General features: G+C 34.9%; 14 protein-coding genes. 6 read left to right on the top strand and 8 right to left on the bottom strand.

The window, feature by feature from the left end:
* Positions 1–77: 77 nt before the first annotated feature.
* Positions 78–515: an Hsp20/alpha crystallin family protein gene (locus BLQ19_RS16405; protein WP_025614283.1), complete on the bottom strand. Its 438-nt coding sequence runs from the start codon at positions 513–515 to the stop codon at positions 78–80.
* 247 nt (positions 516–762) lie between these two features.
* Here BLQ19_RS16405 and BLQ19_RS16400 point away from each other — a divergent pair, with 247 nt between their 5' ends.
* Positions 763–1,131, top strand: a complete 369-nt coding sequence (locus tag BLQ19_RS16400) for a DUF1456 family protein (protein ID WP_024479660.1) — start codon at positions 763–765, stop codon at positions 1,129–1,131.
* Between the two features lie 42 nt (positions 1,132–1,173).
* Here the strand turns inward: BLQ19_RS16400 and BLQ19_RS16395 are convergent, their stop codons facing one another.
* Together BLQ19_RS16395 and sucC are read right to left on the bottom strand one after the other, a co-directional pair.
* Positions 1,174–1,509, bottom strand: a complete 336-nt coding sequence (locus BLQ19_RS16395; protein ID WP_024479659.1) for a serine hydrolase family protein — start codon at positions 1,507–1,509, stop codon at positions 1,174–1,176.
* A gap of 411 nt (positions 1,510–1,920) precedes the next feature.
* Positions 1,921–3,111: an ADP-forming succinate--CoA ligase subunit beta gene (gene sucC, locus BLQ19_RS16390; RefSeq protein ID WP_025614281.1), complete on the bottom strand. Its 1,191-nt coding sequence runs from the start codon at positions 3,109–3,111 to the stop codon at positions 1,921–1,923.
* A 321-nt stretch (positions 3,112–3,432) separates the two neighbouring features.
* Between sucC and lysA the strand changes: the two genes are divergently transcribed.
* The gene (gene lysA, locus BLQ19_RS16385; protein ID WP_025614280.1) at positions 3,433–4,671 is read left to right on the top strand and encodes a diaminopimelate decarboxylase; all 1,239 of its coding nucleotides are present in this window, start codon (positions 3,433–3,435) and stop codon (positions 4,669–4,671) included.
* Between the two features lie 137 nt (positions 4,672–4,808).
* Positions 4,809–5,324 (top strand): thioredoxin family protein, encoded by a 516-nt coding sequence (locus BLQ19_RS16380; RefSeq protein ID WP_024479656.1) that lies wholly within the window; start codon positions 4,809–4,811, stop codon positions 5,322–5,324.
* A gap of 3 nt (positions 5,325–5,327) precedes the next feature.
* On the opposite strand, the gene BLQ19_RS16375 is transcribed toward BLQ19_RS16380, so the two are convergent.
* The gene (locus BLQ19_RS16375; RefSeq protein WP_074539053.1) at positions 5,328–6,143 is read right to left on the bottom strand and encodes a sulfurtransferase; all 816 of its coding nucleotides are present in this window, start codon (positions 6,141–6,143) and stop codon (positions 5,328–5,330) included.
* Between the two features lie 78 nt (positions 6,144–6,221).
* A complete protein-coding gene (guaB, locus tag BLQ19_RS16370) occupies positions 6,222–7,694 on the bottom strand; it encodes an IMP dehydrogenase (protein ID WP_024479654.1) in 1,473 nt (490 codons plus the stop codon).
* A 315-nt stretch (positions 7,695–8,009) separates the two neighbouring features.
* Between guaB and BLQ19_RS16365 the strand changes: the two genes are divergently transcribed.
* The 3 genes from BLQ19_RS16365 to BLQ19_RS16355 all read left to right on the top strand — a co-directional run bounded on the left by BLQ19_RS16365 (position 8,010) and on the right by BLQ19_RS16355 (position 11,797).
* Positions 8,010–9,215, top strand: a complete 1,206-nt coding sequence (locus tag BLQ19_RS16365; RefSeq protein ID WP_025614277.1) for an imelysin family protein — start codon at positions 8,010–8,012, stop codon at positions 9,213–9,215.
* A 92-nt stretch (positions 9,216–9,307) separates the two neighbouring features.
* Positions 9,308–10,708 carry a di-heme oxidoreductase family protein gene (locus BLQ19_RS16360; RefSeq protein ID WP_074539052.1) on the top strand — a complete coding sequence of 467 codons (1,401 nt, stop codon included), beginning with the start codon at positions 9,308–9,310 and terminating at the stop codon, positions 10,706–10,708.
* Between the two features lie 3 nt (positions 10,709–10,711).
* Positions 10,712–11,797 (top strand): imelysin family protein, encoded by a 1,086-nt coding sequence (locus tag BLQ19_RS16355; protein WP_074539051.1) that lies wholly within the window; start codon positions 10,712–10,714, stop codon positions 11,795–11,797.
* On the opposite strand, the gene BLQ19_RS16350 is transcribed toward BLQ19_RS16355, so the two are convergent.
* Genes BLQ19_RS16350 through BLQ19_RS16340 form a run of 3 tightly spaced genes read right to left on the bottom strand, consistent with a single transcriptional unit; the run spans position 11,794 to position 16,701 of the window.
* Positions 11,794–14,238 carry a TonB-dependent receptor domain-containing protein gene (locus tag BLQ19_RS16350; RefSeq protein ID WP_074539050.1) on the bottom strand — a complete coding sequence of 815 codons (2,445 nt, stop codon included), beginning with the start codon at positions 14,236–14,238 and terminating at the stop codon, positions 11,794–11,796. The genes BLQ19_RS16355 and BLQ19_RS16350 overlap by 4 nt on opposite strands.
* Positions 14,219–15,571, bottom strand: coding sequence for an HTTM domain-containing protein (locus BLQ19_RS16345; RefSeq protein ID WP_074539049.1), 1,353 nt, complete (start codon positions 15,569–15,571; stop codon positions 14,219–14,221). Before BLQ19_RS16345 ends, BLQ19_RS16350 begins: the two co-directional genes overlap by 20 nt.
* Positions 15,571–16,701, bottom strand: a complete 1,131-nt coding sequence (locus BLQ19_RS16340) for an imelysin family protein (RefSeq protein WP_074539048.1) — start codon at positions 16,699–16,701, stop codon at positions 15,571–15,573. The genes BLQ19_RS16345 and BLQ19_RS16340 overlap by 1 nt, the downstream gene beginning before the upstream one ends.
* Between the last annotated feature and the right edge of the window lie 2 nt (positions 16,702–16,703).

The following is a 16,703-nucleotide window of genomic DNA, read 5'->3' as shown; positions in this document are numbered from 1 at the left end:
ATCCCGAGGCGCTTTTAACTAACCAACTTAAACCAACCATCATGAGAACCTCTCGGTTAACACAATTTCATACTACATTACGCCAATTCTATTAATCTCTTTGGCTTTGGTAATGCTTCTTCCTTTTTAGGAAGATTAAAACTTAAAATTCCGTTTTCGTAACTTGCATTAATAGCTTCCTTATTTACCGATTCTGGTAAGGTAAAGGCTCTTTTAAATGATGAAAAAGAATACTCTTTTCTAGTATATTTTACTTTTTCCACTTCCTTGTCCTCAGCAACTTCCTTCTTAGACTCAAATGAAACACTTAATAAATCATTATCGATTTCGATTTTGAAGTCCTCTTTTTTTCTCCCTGGAGCAACCAATTCTAATACAAAAGAAGCATCATCCTCTTTTATATTCACCGCAGGAACTTTACTATTTAATACTTCGGCGCCACCAAACCAATCTGGTTTAAACAATTCATTCATTAATGCCGGAATAGATACTACATTTTTATTTACTGTACTCATAACTATATTTTTTTTAATTAGAAATATTTGTTCTTTGGTATTCAATAGACAAAATACATACCAAGGCATAAATAGCGTCATTTTGTCATCAAATAGCTGTTTGACAATGACAAAATGACGCTATTTAAGGTTGTTAGACTAAAAACATGGCAGCATGCTTCATTAATACAGAGCTGATCATAGGAAACAAATAGAAAAAATCAAGAACTTTAGTATAAAATAGTACCTTGCAGCAAAATTAGATTATATGACTAATAATGATATTCTTAAGAAGCTAAGAGTAGCACTAATGTTGAGGGATGATGAAATTGTAGACATTTTAAAACTTGTAGATTTTAAGATCTCTAAAGCAGAGCTTGGTGCATTTTTCAGAAAGGAAGACCATCCAAACTACATGGAATGTGGTGATCAAATACTGCGTAACTTTTTAAACGCCCTAGTAATTCACTTTAGAGGAACCAAAGAGAATCCTAAAAATCCAAAAGCTGAATTAGCCGCGATTAAAAAAGGCCCACAGGCAAAAAAAGGATACGATCCTGACTTTAAAGCAAAACAAGAGAAGAAAGTAGATAAAAACGTTATCCACGGAAATTATAAAAACAAAAAAAAATCCTGAGTTAACTCAGGATTTTTTTGTGATCAACATAAATAAAAATACTTACTCCGTAATTCTTACTGGAACAGTATAGGTCCTTCCTTCACGGTAATCTTCTAGACTTACTTTTTGGTAATTCAATTTTGATTTTACAAACTGTTCTACTATTTCACTATTTGTTGTTACAGATAGTACCACAATTTCTCTGTCCTCATTTAAAGTAAAAAGAACATTAGCTGTTAAGTCGTCTTCAACGATTAAAGAACTATTGCTTAATAATGTAGCAATTTGAGTTGATAATTTTTTTGTAGGCTCGTCAGATTTCTTTTTGTCATTTGCTAGAACTGATCCTGATAATAATAACAATGTACTTACGAATACTAAACTTAATTTTCTCATGATAATTTGTTTTAAGATTGATAACTGATTAATTGATGATATTAGAAAGACGCCTCACAAACTATTATGTTACACTCGAATTTCATTTTAACACATCCTTAACTTCACGATGCGTTCTCTAATCTCACGTCAAAATTAGAACTTATAAGCTTCAAAAAATAAACCTAAAGCCAGACTTAACGCATCGTTAAAGCATTTAACACTAGGTTAAAATTGTAGAAAAAAAAGAAAGGTTATTCTTACTTATTGAAAAATTAACAATACGCATTTTAACCTACAGTATTCTTAAAACATCTCTTGACATCCTTACACTATTTTCAAGTATTACCCGCTTTTATTGAAAACAAAAAAATGGGCAATGTTAAGATAACATTGCCCATTTTGAAAATATATTTTTTGAGTACTTTTAAATTAACTCAATACCGCCTTAACTTTATCTGCAGCTTCTTGGAATTGTACAGCAGACTGTACATCTAAACCAGAATTATCGATCAATTCTTTTGCCAAGTCAGCATTTGTTCCTTGTAAACGAACAATGATTGGCACGTTTATAGTTCCCATGTTTTTGTAAGCATCAATAACACCTTGAGCCACGCGATCACAACGAACGATACCACCAAAAATATTAATCAATATCGCTTTAACTGCAGGATCTTTTAAGATAATCTTGAAAGCAGCCTCAACACGCGCCGCATCAGCAGTACCACCAACATCTAAGAAGTTAGCTGGCTCACCACCTGCTTGCTTAATTAAATCCATAGTTGCCATTGCTAAACCAGCACCGTTAACCATACATCCAACATTCCCATCAAGATCTACATAATTTAAACCTAAAGCACCCGCTTCAACTTCAATAGCATTCTCTTCACGAAGGTCACGCATTTCTGCATATTGCTTTCTTCTGTATAATGCATTATCATCTATAGATACTTTAGCATCTACAGCCATAATTTTATCATCCGAAGTTTTTAAAACTGGGTTGATTTCAAACATACTTGAATCACTCTCAACATATGCTTTATATAAAGACGCTACGAACTTTGTCATTTCTTTAAAAGCAGTACCAGACAAACCTAAGTTAAAGGCAATCTTACGTGCTTGAAAAGGCAATAGACCTGTTGCAGGATCAATTTCTTCTGTAAAAATTAAATGTGGCGTACTTTCGGCCACCTCTTCGATATCCATACCACCTTCTGTAGAATACATAATCATATTTCTACCAGTACCACGGTTTAATAACACAGACATGTAAAACTCATTCGTTTCACTAGCTCCTGGGTAATAAACATCTTCAGCAACCAATACTTGATGAACTTTTTTACCTTCAGCAGAAGTCTGAGGCGTGATCAAATTCATTCCAATGATTTGTCCTGCAATTTCTTCAACTTCTTTTAAGTTTTTAGCCAATTTAACACCACCACCTTTTCCGCGGCCACCAGCGTGAACTTGTGCTTTTATAACGTGCCATCCAGTTCCTGTTTCTGCTGTTAATTGCTTTGCAGCATCTACAGCTTCTTTTGCATTGTGAGCTACAATTCCTCTTTGGATACGTACCCCAAAACTTGCTAAAATTTCTTTTCCTTGATATTCGTGAAGATTCATAAGTAAATCGTGTCTTTATTTAATGATGACAAAAATAGCAAACCATTGCTAATTACCCTAATGAAATTAGAAAGCTATCTCTTAAATTTTAAAATAGGCACAAAAAATAGCCTATTTCTTGTTCTATTCATCAAAAAGATTCTAACATTACAGTTATTCGTAAGCTCAAAATCTCATTAAAACCTAGAAATACTAGCAGCACGACCCCTAAACGGGTTTTATTTGTTTTAAATGAAACAATTTGTTGTATTTTGGTTTTTTGATGTTTTATTTTGTTCAAAACCAAGAAGAAGTATAGATTTGCTTCAAAATTATATTGCAATGACGAATCACGATTTATTGAACATAGCAAAAACCTACGGAGATCCGGTTTATGTGTATGATTCTGAAAAAATAATAACCCAATTCAACAGGCTTACTAACGCCTTTAGTGGAGTTAAAAAATTAAAATTAAATTACGCTGCTAAAGCGCTATCTAATATTACCATATTAAAACTAATGAACAGTCTTGGCAGTGGCTTAGACACTGTTTCTATTCAAGAAGTACAATTAGGTCTTCTTGCTGGTTTTAAACCTGAAAATATCATATTTACCCCTAATGGAGTTTCTTTAGAAGAAATTGAAGAAGCTGCTAAATTAGGCGTACGTATTAATATTGACAACCTATCTATATTAGAACAATTTGGAAGTAAGTTTCCTAAAGTTCCAGTTTGTATCCGTATTAATCCTCATGTTATGGCTGGAGGAAACTCTAACATTTCTGTAGGTCATATTGATTCTAAATTTGGAATTAGCATTCATCAAATACCTCATTTATTACGTATCGTAGAACTTACTCAAATGCATATCAATGGTATTCATATGCATACAGGAAGTGACATTTTAGATATTGATGTATTTCTTTATGCTTCTGAAATATTGTTTGAAACTGCTAAAAACTTCAAGGAATTAGACTTTATTGATTTCGGAAGTGGTTTCAAAGTACCTTATAAAGAAGGAGATATTGAAACAAACATAGAAGAATTAGGAAGTAAATTAACTGAAAAGTTCAATGCTTTCTGTAAAGAATACGGAAAAGAATTAACCTTAGCTTTTGAACCAGGTAAATTTCTAGTAAGCGAAGCGGGCCAATTTCTTGCAAAAGTAAATGTTGTTAAACAAACAACATCTACGGTTTTTGCTAGTATTGATTCGGGTTTCAATCACCTAATACGTCCAATGCTTTATGGATCCTACCATCAAATAGAAAATATCTCAAACCCAGAAGGTAGAGAACGTTACTATTCTGTTGTAGGCTACATTTGCGAAACAGATACGTTTGCTAGCAACCGAAGAATTACTGAAATATCTGAAGGTGATATCCTTACTTTCAAAAATGCCGGTGCTTATTGCTTTACCATGGCGAGTAATTATAATAGCAGATTTAGACCTGCCGAAGTGTTATGGCACAAAGGAGAAGCTGTATTAATTAGAGAGCGCGAAACATTAGATGACATTATAAAAAATCAAGTAGATGTAAAAAACCTTTTTTCAAAAAAAGAAAAGGCTACCGTTAAATAAAACTTTACAGTACTAGACACTATAAAAAATCCTGCCCTGCAGGATTTTTTTATGTTTTATAGATCCTGAAAATAAAATAGTAATTAAAACGTTATTTTTGAATAGGTTTAGAGACTAAACAATCAAAATAGTACAAAATGAAATCATTCTTTTACTCCGTTTTTATAATTAGTATGCTTAATGTGTTTACCACAAATGCTCAAGAGGTTACCTGGCTAACTTGGGAAGAAGCTGCCAAACTAGCCGAAACAGATAAAAATCCGAAGAAAATATTTATCGATGTATATACGGATTGGTGTGGCTGGTGCAAAAAAATGGATAAGGACACTTTTCAGGATGCTACCGTAGCAGCCTATATGGAAAAGAATTTCTATATGGTAAAACTAGATGGTGAAGGCAAAGAACCTATTGAATTTAAAGGAAAAACTTTTAAATTTGTTCCCTCTGGAAGAAATGGATACCACGAATTTGCGGCTGCATTAATGCAAGGAAAACTAAGCTATCCTACTACCATATTTTTAGATGAAAAGATGAATATGCTCTCTCCTGTTCCTGGATATCAAAAGCCTGATGCTTTTTTACAAATAGCGAAGTATTTTGGAGACAATATTCACAAGGAAAAAGACTGGAAAACGTATACCGAAGGAAAATAAAATTTACAATACTTTTTGCGCCCACTCTGTCCATGAGCCATCATAGACAGATTTTTTATTTTGAATTCCCACTAGTTCACTCGCAAACAATAATATGCATGCGGTCACTCCCGAACCACAACTAAATATTACCGGTTTGCTTTCATTGTTTAGCCTATTAAAAACTACAGCTAATGCTCCCTTAGATTTGAATTTACTACCTCGCAACACTTCAGTGTAGGGGATATTTATGGATTTAGGAATGCTCCCACTCCTTAAACCTTTTCTAGGTTCCGCTGCTGTTCCGTTAAACCTACCTTGCGATCGCGCATCAATAAGTATGGCTATTTCTGACGTCGTATTTTCAAAAACAGCACTAAAACTAACAACCGCTTCACTATTAAAAGACGCTGTAAAGTTTCCTTTAACATACGTTTCTTTCCTATTTTTTTCTAAAGGTAAATTATGAAGAATCCATTCTGGTAAACCTCCGTCTAAAACGGCAATATTAGGATGTCCCATTGCCTTAAATAGCCACCAAACTCTAGGACTCCAATAAATCCCTAAAGCATCGTATACTACCAATACACTATTCTGATTAATTCCTAGTTTTTGACACTCTTCCTGAAATTGCTCTGGACTTGGCACCATATTAGGATAAAGACTTTCCCTTTCCGAAAAATTAGTTTTTAAATTAAAAATTCGCGCACCTTTAATGCTATTACTACTATTTTCTGAAACTGCTCCTGATATTGGATCTGAAGCCCTCGCGTCTAAAATTATCAAATTAGAATCGTCTAAATGATCTTTCAACCAAGCTACTGTTACTAATGAATCCATATCAAATACTTAAAATTAAGAACAAAAAAAAGAGGTAACTAAGTTACCTCTTTTTATATATAAGCTGTAGGTTATAAATTACCTACTGTAATTTGGTGATTCTTTGGTAATGGTTACATCATGTGGGTGACTTTCATTGATACCACTAGCGGTAATTTTCACAAAACGACCGTTATCTTGAAGTGCCGCAATATCTTTTGCGCCACAATAGCCCATTCCTGCTTTTAAACCTCCGATAAATTGGTGAATACTTTCAAATAAATCACCTTTATAAGGCACGCGCCCTACAATACCTTCTGGCACTAATTTTTTAATATCATCTTCTACATCTTGGAAATAACGGTCTTTTGAGCCTTGTTTCATTGCTTCAACAGATCCCATTCCTCGGTATGATTTGAATTTTCTTCCTTCGTAAATGATAGTTTCTCCAGGAGACTCTTTAGTTCCCGCCAATAGCGATCCTAACATTACCGTATCTGCCCCTGCTGCAATTGCTTTTGGAATATCACCTGTATACCGAATACCACCATCGGCAATTACTGGAACACCACTACCTTTAATAGCCGCAGCCACTTCTAATACTGCAGAAAATTGAGGAAAACCAACCCCCGCAACAACACGTGTTGTACAGATAGATCCTGGACCAATACCTACTTTAACAGCATCTGCACCAGCATCTACTAAATATTTAGCAGCAGCTCCCGTAGCTATATTACCAACGATAACCTCTAAATCTGGGAATCTTGCTTTTACCTGCTTTAATACTTCAACTACTCCTTTGGTATGACCATGAGCAGTATCAATTACTACAGCATCTACACCTGCGTTTACCAATGCTTCTGCCCTATCTACAGCATCTGCAGTAACTCCTAAAGCAGCAGCTACTCGTAAACGACCATACTGATCTTTATTCGCAATAGGCTTCTGCGTAAGCTTGGTAATATCTCTAAAAGTTATTAGACCCACTAATTTATAGTCTTTATCTACAACTGGAAGTTTTTCAATTTTGTTTTCCTGTAAAATATCCTCCGCCTGTTCTAATGAAGTACCTTCTGCTACGGTAACTAAATTTTTAGTTGTCATAACTTCAGAAATAGGACGATCATTATTTTTTTCAAAACGCAAATCACGGTTGGTAACTATACCAATTAATTTACCTTCCCCATCTACAATCGGGATACCGCCAATACCGTATTCTTTCATGTTTGCTTTCGCATCACGTACAAAAGAATTTAAAGGCAAAGTAACAGGATCGATAATCATACCGCTTTCTGCTCTTTTCACTTTGCGAACCTTCATGGCTTGCTGTTCGATAGTCATGTTCTTGTGCAAAACACCAATACCACCTTCTTGAGCCATAGCAATTGCCATTTTAGACTCCGTAACCGTGTCCATAGCCGCTGAAACGATAGGAACATTGATGGTAATGTTTCGGGTAAATTTTGTTTGAATATTTACTTCTCTTGGAAGTACTTCAGAATAAGCTGGGACTAAGAGTACGTCATCGTAAGTAAGACCTTCTCCAACTATTTTATCAAGATGTGCTTGCATGGCAATTAAAGATTAATTGCGTGCAAATATACGATTAATATTAATTAAAGGCGCAAACGGATTATAATCTTTACAGTAGGCATTGTTTTTATAAGAAAATTAACAAACCACCTAGCAAACAAATTCACGAATCAAATCGACATGTAAACAATAATACATCATATACCCTAAATAAATTTATAAGAGACTAGCCTCACCCCCATTATAACAAGTAGTTTAAATAATTTAACAATGTTATTTAAATTTAATCTAAATAAACTTAGGATATAATTATTCCTTGTAATATTTTTGGGATTTAATTAACGAAAAGATTCCATGAAAAAATTTTTAGTATTACTTCCCATCTCTTTCTTCGTATTTGCATGCTCAAATGACGATGACAACAATGCATCTAGCAACGATGCTATTACGGCTGCTTCTGTGGTTGAAAATTACGCGAACTTAGTGTACGAATCATATTCAGACAGCTATGATTCTGCTGTATTAATGCAGACCGCTATTACCACATTTACAGAAACACCTACAGAAGATAATTTTACCGCAGCCAAAGATGCATGGTTAAGTGCTAGAGAATATTATGGGCAAACAGAAGCCTATAGAGAAACTAACGGACCTATTGATACTGAAGGAGAATCTTGGTCTATTGGTAATGAAGGACAAATGAATGCATGGCCAATTGATGAAAGTTATATTGATTATGTTTTAACTGGAACAGAATCTTACGCCGGTGATTACAATAGTATTATTGGCGATGAAACGTATACCATTACAGAAGAAGCCTTGGCAGGCTCAAATGAAGGTGTTGATGATAAATCTATAAGTACTGGATGGCATGCTATTGAGTTTTTACTTTGGGGCCAAGATAACACTGCCCCTGCTGAAGATTTGCCAGGACAACGTTCTTATACAGATTATACTACCGCGGAAAATGCTGATCGCAGAGCTCAATATTTAACTGTTGTCACAAACCTCTTAGTAAACGACTTAAATGATTTAGTTAGCACTTGGAGTGAAGGTGGCACCTATAGAACTGTATTTGAAGCTTTAGATACTGAAACAGCCTTACAACAAGCTATTAACGGTGCATTTTTTATTGCTGGAGATGAATTAAGCTCCGAGCGTATGATTGCTCCTGTTGATTCTACAGATGGTATTGATGCCTCAGGCCAAGAAGACGAGCATTCTTGTTTTTCTGATAATACACAACGTGATGTTTACGCAAACGCACAGGGTGTACTAAATGTAATTTATGGCTCTTACGGCACTATAAACGGCGCTTCATTTATTGATTTAGTAAAACAAACTGATCCAGCGCAAGCAGCTACACTTGAAGCTGCCGCAAGTCTGGTGGCTACGAGAGCCGCTCTTATAGGTGATAATGCACAACCATTTGATTACTTAATCACTCAAGAAACATCAGATAATACCGATGGACCTGTAATGCAATGTGTTGTTGCTTTATTTGATTTAGCTAATGAAATTAGTGCTTCGGCATCGGTATTGGGAATAAATCTTAACTAAATATAATTTAGGATTTTCCTAAGGTATTAAAAAGTCCCGGAATTTTTATTTCGGGACTTTTACCATCGTATTTTTTACTAAAAACCATCAATTTGAAAAAACATATTGCATCTATTCTCCTTATAACCTTGAGCTTTTTCTCCTGTACTACAGAAGATGATAACTATATAACCTTCGAGGAGTTATATGAAGAGGGAGAAGAATTTTTAACCGGTGAATTAGGTGTCAATAGCACCAGTGCCAATGCGTTTGGATTTGAAGTAGACGGTCTCTCTTTTACGGAAATTGGAGCCTTTTCTACGGGAAATTCATTATTCAATCAAAACTGGGTATCTGCACCCGCATCAACAACAGCCAGAGACGGATTAGGACCAACATTTAATGCGCGTTCCTGCGCTGGGTGCCACTTTAAAGATGGAAGAGGAAGCCCATTAGTTAATGGAGAAGATTCTAGTGGTTTTTTAATGCGAATAAGCCTTCCCGGTCAAGATTTATTTGGAAATGCGAATCCTGTAGCGGGTTACAACACGCAAATTCAAGATAGAGCTAATAACGGCGTGGACTATGAAGCTAAGGTGAATGTCACTTATGAAATATTAAATGGAGCATATCCTGATGGGAATACTTATGAGTTGCAAAAACCAATATATTCATTTTCTGATGAGAAATTTGGTAGCTTGGAGGGCATACTAACCTCCCCACGAGTAGCACAACAAACCATAGGACTTGGTTTTGTAAATGCCTTACCCGACGATCAAATATTACAATTTGTAGATGAATTTGATGCTGATGGGGATGGAATTTCAGGAAAAGCAAATTATGTTTGGAACGTCGAAGAAAACACAACCACACTTGGCAAATATGGATGGAAAGCTAATGCCCCAAGCTTGAAACAACAAATAGCTGGTGCTTTTCATGGAGATATGGGTCTTACCAGCTCCCTATTCACCGAGCAAGAATGTCCTTCCCCGCAACAAGATTGCGCTGATGCTGTAAATGGAGGCGAACCCGAAATAACAGATTCGCAATTAGAAAAAGTAGTATTTTACCAAGCAACTTTAGCAGTGCCCAATAGAAGAAACTACGAGGATTTATCGGTCTTAAAAGGAAAAGCAAATTTTACAGAAATAAACTGTATTAATTGTCACCGCATCAATCAAACTACTGGAATTTCTGAAATAACCGCTGTTTTAAATAATATTACCATAAAACCGTATTCTGACTTTCTACTGCATGATATGGGAGTGGATTTAGCAGATAATAGACCAGATTTTTTAGCTACTGGTAGGGAATGGCGCACGCAACCCCTATGGGGTATTGGTTTAATTTCTACTGTAAATAACCATACCTTTTTTTTACATGACGGTCGTGCAAGAACTATTGAAGAAGCTATTCTGTGGCATGGTGGCGAAGCAGAAGCCAGTAAAAATGCTTTCAAACAATTATCGCAAGAAGAAAGACAACAAGTTATAGATTTTGTAAACTCACTTTAATTCATGAAAAAAATAATCTTAAGCCTTACAACTCTTATTATTACCTTGAACTTAGGTTGTGATAATGATGATACTAATAGCGCGTCTGATTTTGACGTTAACCTTATGTTTAGCGATTTAACACACAACAATATTATACCAACTATTGCTAATTTCGTAACCGAAGCCAATGCCTTACAAACAGCAGCTAGTAATTACACTAGCACTACGACAATAGCTAATTTAGAGATTTTAAGACAGCAATGGAAGCTTACTGCGCTTTTTTACGAGAAAACGTACACCTACAATATTGGTAGCGCTAAAGATCAGTTTGTTCATAACTCTATTTACAACTGGCCTACCGTACCAAGATCTGTGGAATATTTTATAACAGAAAATAATACTATTGACGAGGCATTAATGTTAACCATAAGTCCACAAGTAAAATCTTTAGCCGCCTTAGAATATTTATTATTTGCAGACGATTTAGCAAGCACTAACGCTGCTTTTTTAGCTTCGGAAAAACGTAGAGATTATTTAAGATTATCAAGCACCTATGTAACTTCTCGCGCAAATTTATTATTTAGTATTTGGGATAGTAGCGGAGAAAATTATGCGAGCACATTTCTTGCAAACAGTGGTAGCGGTATTTCTAGCTCTTTAAACTTATATTATAATGGCCTTTACAATACTATTGATGTTACCAAAACCACTAAAGTTGGAAAACCTGCTGGCTTAGAAAAATCAGACGTAGTAAACCCTGAACTAGCACAAGCATTTTACAGCAATACCTCTTTAGCCATTATTGAAGCGAATATAAAAACTGTGGAATTGGCCTACTTTGGATCTACCAACACTTTAGGGCTAGATGACTATGTGCAATCTATCAGTAAAAATGCCACTTTAAATACTACCATTCAAGCTAAATTTACCGAAATATACGCCGCAATTGATGCTATTCCTGTTCCGTTAGACGAGGCCGTAACTAGCAACCACACCGAAGTTGAAATCCTACATACAAAATTGAATGAACTGCAGGTTTTATTTGCCGTAGATGTACAAAGTATTTTATCTATAATTATTACTACAACAGATACTGATGGGGACTAAAATTTAAATTGCAAGGTTGTATAAAATGTTCTTGGCTGAGCTGGTAAAATACCAGGCCCCGGATATCCTGTAGCTCTACGGGTAAAATAGCTATTATCTAAAAGGTTGTTTACCCCTGTCTCTAATTTGAAATATTTATAAGAATACGACAATGAAAAATCTAAAATATCGTATTCGGGTATCTCCCCTATGATACCACTTTGACTATCAAAATCTCTTGGAGAATTGGTGGCGTCTGTAAATTGACTTCCTAAATAGGTATACTGCAAACTTCCCAACAGGTCTTTATACCCAAAACTTAACCCCGTTTTTAGATTAACATCTGGTATAAACTCTACTTTATTCCCTTCTATATTGTTTTCCTGAGAAGAAATATATTCACTATCGGTTAGCGCCAAGTTTACAAATAAGTTAAGCTTTCCGTTATCATTATCTGATATTGTCTTCCAAAGATTAAAATCTAAGAAACTTTCAAAACCATAGGTTATGGCGTCTCCAATATTTCCTCTAAACTGTTCTTGCTGTATATCACTAACAGCTCTTAAAACAACCCCTAATCGATTGTCATAACGCAATAAAAAGGCACCCACATCATAAGACAAGACATTAGAGACTCTACCTCTTGCTCCTAAATCAAACGTATAACCACTTTCATCAGAAATATCAGGATCTATCACTAAAGACGGATTATTAATACGGATATCATTGAACGTAACCGATCTATAATTTTGGCTAAAATTACCATATAATTCTACGGCATTAAATGGTTTGTAACTAACACCCACTCCTAGTAACACAAACTGACGTGAAAAATCTCTATTATCTGGCACCTCAATATTTAAAATTGGGTTACCGGCATTATCCAAGTTTATTTGCTTGTATGCCCCCTGACTCTCTGTTTTTATATATTCAAAACGAGCACCTGGCGTAATGGATAAATTATCCTTTACATTAAATATATTTTCAGCAAAGAGCGCTAAATTCAAGTTTGGAAATTCAAAATCGCTCTGTCTGGAGTAATCTGGATATTCTGTATCTGCAAAACTAAAATCTGCATCTGCTCCATTCGTTCCGGGGCCCTGGCGTTCGGAGTTTTTAGACTGATAATATTTAGAACCCACCAAAAACACGTGGTCTCCATCCAGTAAATTGTAACGAGTTAAGACCCTTGCTTCCGCTCCCCAGTTATTAAAATTACCAACGATAAGCTCTCTTGGCGCTGTTAAATCATCTTCTTGAGAAACTCTATTTTCCCTAAAACCTACCGATTTTCTAAAAGCATCTAAGGCAAATAAGTTAAGGCTGAAATCTGTTTTATTTGAAAAGGAATGATCCAACCTCACGGAATATAATTTCCAATCTACATTAAACCAATTTCTTGTTCTATTACTAAAAGATGGATCATCTTCAAATTGTTGATCTGTAAGCCCTCCTGGTTGATGCGCTAAATAATTTAAATAACTAAACTCAAAGGTCAGTTTAGTTTTATCTGAAAAATCATGATTTACATGCAAATAACCATTATAGGAATCAAATTCTGAATTTGGACGAAAGCCATCTCCTGTTTTAAAATTATAAAAAGCATAATATTGCGTTTTACCCACCGTGCCTCCAAGACTATTAAAGCTGGTGAATAAATTATTAGAGCCCAATGTTTGTCTAGAAATCCACTCTATTTCTTTATCTGGATTTGGTTGCTTCATCTTAAAATTAATAAGACCTCCAAATTGAGTACCGTATTGTAATGATGCCGCTCCTCTAATCACTTCTATTTTATCTAAGCCTTCTGCTGGTGGAGTATAGTAACTCTCAGGATAGCCAAGAACATCTGCAGAAATATCATACCCATTTTGTCTGGTATTAAAACTTGCCGTCCTGTTTGGATCTAAGCCTCTACCACCAATATTAAGCTGTAAACCCGCATCATTATTTTCATAAATATTTAATCCAGCCACTTGCGCATATAATTGCCTAGCGGTACCGCTGGCAAGATTTGCTGTTAGATTATCTATAAGTACTACCTCACTTTTTTTGCCTTCATAAATGGCAGTACCTTCTACTGCTTTTAATTTATTTAAAGCAAAAATCTTTTCTTTTCTAGCTACCAAAACTACTTCTGATAATTGCTCTCCAAGTGTTTCTAAGGCGATGGACAAAGACGTATTATCCACAATTTCAATAGTTTGTTCTGATATGCTGTATTCAAATGAAAAAACAACAATTTTATAGGATCCTGGCTTCACATCACTAAATAGGAAAGTTCCATCAGATGCACTAACAACTTTCTTTGACAACTCATAGATGTATACTTCTGCATCTACTACAGGTGCATTAGTTTCTGCGCTAGTGATTGTTCCTGAAATGGTAAATTGCGCCTGCGCTGCAGCTGTAAATAGTAAAAAAATTACCCCTGCAATTATTTTAAAGTCCTTTAATATCATCATTAAAATTAAGTATCCAATTTTTTGGAGCAAAAGAATCTTTTTCCTTTGCTAAATCAACTTTTGGGTCTACATATGGCTGACTCAATCTTCCGTTTATAGCCACATAACTCTCTACATATACTTCTATATTCTTAGCACCATTCTCTGAAAAATGATCGGCTAAATAATGTGCATATTGCAAAATAAAATCAGGCTGCGTACTCATTTGCTTTTCCTGAAACGAGGTTAAAAAATCATTGTTATCAATTAAGAATGATTTACCACTAGTACTATCAACAACTTTGAATTGAGCATAGCCTGCCTTTTCCATCAACATAACTCGCCAGGAAAAACGATACCCTTCCTCTGTCCAGAAAAGCTCATTTTGATAAAGCAAATAACGCCACGGCAAAAGTAATTGTATTAAAAGAAATAGGCCTATTATTAGTAGTGGAATTTTACGGGGAGAACGTTGCCCTACGACCGAATTATTTAACGGTTTTAATTTCAATAGCTTCGAAGCTTTATGGATTAATTTTTCATGAAAATCACTATCAAAAAAAATTAAAGCACTAACGATCATCACAAAAGGAAATACACCTATAGGAAATAAGATTCTTGTGAGCACATGAAAAACTACCACCATAAAGAAACCAAACCAACGGGTGGGTTTGTATAGTAATAGAAAAGGAATCATCAAATCATAAAGGGCTCCTCCCCAACTAAACGCATAGTGTACCCATTCTTTTTGCAATAAACTCCCTAAGATCGGAAGATCATAATTAGAAGGTAACCATATTTTAAGCGGCATAGCATCTAACAGCCAATCACTATTTAATTTAGCCAAACCTGCATAAAAATACACGATAAACAACATCACCTTAATACAATCTACATTCCATTTTGGAATATATTCTTGGTTTAAGGAGTTATCAAGATAAGCATCTAAAGAAAATCTTCTATTGGCAGGTAAAAATAATAAAAGAAAACTAAGGCAGCTCACAAAATAATAATGGTTAAGATATGTGGTCTTATCCATCAATTCAATATACGTAAAGCATAAAAAAAAGACAATAATACTATACCTATACTTATACCCTATTATGATAAGAAACGAACTTATCAGACAAACTATGAATAAGGCATACGTATATACACCTAAAGGCTTTATCCATTCAAAACCATAATAAGAAAAGAAAAACTTCGGTTGAATATACAATTTATCTACCCAACCGTAACTTAGAAACCGGAGGGTACTGAAAAACATCATTATTCCAAAAAAAACACGAAAGACCGCTAAATTAGCGGTCTTAGTTTCTTTACTGAAATAGGTATTAAAATACGTCTCCATTAATCTCCGTCTGCATCGACAAAATCGACATTAATACTTAAGGCTTGAAGCATATCAACTTTAAGTAATATTACATTACGTTGTAATTCATCATAAGTCTCTGTCATTTTAGAATTATCAGTTGTCACTTGAAGTGCTAAATCGTTCCCTAACTCTGCCGCTTTGGTTTTAGAAATATCAAACTGATTATTAATAAGTGTACTTAAATCATCTCCGTTCTTAATGGTATTTAAAAAATCTAAATATGATTTTAAGCTTTCACCTTCTGAAGCTGATGTAAAGCTTTTTCCATTAAAAAAGTTCTGAGATGCTGTAATTGCAGCTAACAACAATTCTTTACCAATTTCTTTACTATATAATGCTTCCACTTTTTCTGGTAGTGGATCTACAGAAAATACACCTGCAGGAATTCCTATCTTACCTGCTCTTAACGATTTTTCGTAGTAGTAAAGAAAATCATTGACCAACTTATCTACTGAACCTGTTGCGGATGAACTTGTACCCGCCACAAAAGTACTTCTGTAACTACCTTCCCAGTCATTCAAAACGGTAGTAGACAATTCTAAAACAGTATTTGTAAGTTCATTTAAATAACCGTTATACCCAGTAGCAGTAGATTCTGAATTATAAAAAGCCACTATCTCCGCATCAGTACCTGCCAAACCGTTAATCAAATAATCAATTGCAGGAAAACCTTGTATGGCTATATTGGAAGGCAGTGAAAAATTGTACGTATTATTGCTTACATTTTCTTCAATACTTGTTACATCCGTTGGATATACATTTAGACGATTTCTAAAGTTTAACTCCTCTGCTTTTCCTATCTCAAACATAGAAACACTTTGAAAAGATACATAAGCATCTTTCCATGCATTACGTAAATTTTGAAGATTTGCTTCAGACGGCGTTTCCGTAAATACAGAAGAAGCCTGTACCATTACAGCAACATCTGCATTAAAAGCGGTATATGCCGGAATAATAATATTGTCGGCCCAATTTATAAGCATTGCACTGCGGTTGAAATTATCATCAGTCTCTTCCGAAGTACCCCCTCCATCATCACTTGTTGAACAAGCAAAAACAATTAAACTCAAAAGGATAATAAACCCCCAAACTTTTGTTCTTTTCATAC

This window comes from Cellulophaga baltica, from assembly GCF_900102165.1.
GTDB lineage: Bacteria > Bacteroidota > Bacteroidia > Flavobacteriales > Flavobacteriaceae > Cellulophaga > Cellulophaga baltica.
Note: the sequence above shows the minus strand (reverse complement) of the source record. Positions and strands in the feature narration are given on the sequence as shown.

Excerpts from the sequence above, each read along its gene's own strand:
- BLQ19_RS16340 (WP_074539048.1), bottom strand. The coding sequence starts at position 16,701 with ATGAAAAGAACAAAAGTTTGGGGGTTTATTATCCTTTTGAGTTTAATT.
- BLQ19_RS16400 (WP_024479660.1), top strand. The coding sequence starts at position 763 with ATGACTAATAATGATATTCTTAAGAAGCTAAGAGTAGCACTAATGTTG.
- sucC (WP_025614281.1), bottom strand. The coding sequence starts at position 3,111 with ATGAATCTTCACGAATATCAAGGAAAAGAAATTTTAGCAAGTTTTGGG.
- BLQ19_RS16355 (WP_074539051.1), top strand. The coding sequence starts at position 10,712 with ATGAAAAAAATAATCTTAAGCCTTACAACTCTTATTATTACCTTGAAC.
- BLQ19_RS16405 (WP_025614283.1), bottom strand. The coding sequence starts at position 515 with ATGAGTACAGTAAATAAAAATGTAGTATCTATTCCGGCATTAATGAAT.
- BLQ19_RS16345 (WP_074539049.1), bottom strand. The coding sequence starts at position 15,571 with ATGGAGACGTATTTTAATACCTATTTCAGTAAAGAAACTAAGACCGCT.
- BLQ19_RS16380 (WP_024479656.1), top strand. The coding sequence starts at position 4,809 with ATGAAATCATTCTTTTACTCCGTTTTTATAATTAGTATGCTTAATGTG.
- BLQ19_RS16350 (WP_074539050.1), bottom strand. The coding sequence starts at position 14,238 with ATGATATTAAAGGACTTTAAAATAATTGCAGGGGTAATTTTTTTACTA.
- BLQ19_RS16395 (WP_024479659.1), bottom strand. The coding sequence starts at position 1,509 with ATGAGAAAATTAAGTTTAGTATTCGTAAGTACATTGTTATTATTATCA.
- guaB (WP_024479654.1), bottom strand. The coding sequence starts at position 7,694 with ATGCAAGCACATCTTGATAAAATAGTTGGAGAAGGTCTTACTTACGAT.
- BLQ19_RS16365 (WP_025614277.1), top strand. The coding sequence starts at position 8,010 with ATGAAAAAATTTTTAGTATTACTTCCCATCTCTTTCTTCGTATTTGCA.
- BLQ19_RS16375 (WP_074539053.1), bottom strand. The coding sequence starts at position 6,143 with ATGGATTCATTAGTAACAGTAGCTTGGTTGAAAGATCATTTAGACGAT.
- lysA (WP_025614280.1), top strand. The coding sequence starts at position 3,433 with ATGACGAATCACGATTTATTGAACATAGCAAAAACCTACGGAGATCCG.